Below are 595 nucleotides of genomic sequence, written 5' to 3' on the forward strand. Positions count from 1 at the left end.
TGCGGGGTCAATTACCTGCACCTGATGCCTCTGCTGGCCAGCCCCCGGGGCAAAAGCGACGGCGGCTATGCCGTGGCGGATTTCCGCACCATCCAGCCCGAACTGGGCACCATGGAGGACTTCAACGCCCTGACCAGCGCCTGCCACCAAAAGGGGATCAGCGTCTGCCTCGACTTTGTGATGAACCACACATCGGAGGAGCACGCGTGGGCCCGCCGCGCCCGCGCCGGAGAGAAAGAATACCAGGACCGGTATTTCTTCTTTGACGACGACAGCATCCCCAACCAGTACGAGCAGACCTGCCCGCAGGTGTTCCCCACCACCGCGCCGGGCAACTTCACCTGGCTGCCCGACTGCCGGAAGATGGTGATGACCACCTTTTACCCCTACCAGTGGGACCTGAATTACGCAAATCCGGTGGTCTTCAACGAGATGGCGGGCAACCTGCTCTACCTTGTCAACCAGGGTGTGGACGTGGTACGGCTGGACGCGGTGCCCTACATCTGGAAGCAGCTGGGCACCAGCTGCCGCAACCTGCCCCAGGTCCACACCATCGTGCGGATGATCCGGATGATCTGCGAGATCGTCTGCCCCA

1 protein-coding gene is annotated in these 595 nt (G+C 62.4%); it reads left to right on the plus strand.

Annotation, left to right across the window (positions count from 1 at the left end):
- On the plus strand, positions 1 to 595 hold a 595-nt coding region (locus B5E66_RS12705; RefSeq protein WP_242958212.1), incomplete at both ends, for an alpha-amylase family glycosyl hydrolase.

The sequence above is a fragment of the Faecalibacterium sp. An121 genome (assembly GCF_002160915.1).
GTDB lineage: Bacteria > Bacillota > Clostridia > Oscillospirales > Ruminococcaceae > Faecalibacterium > Faecalibacterium avium.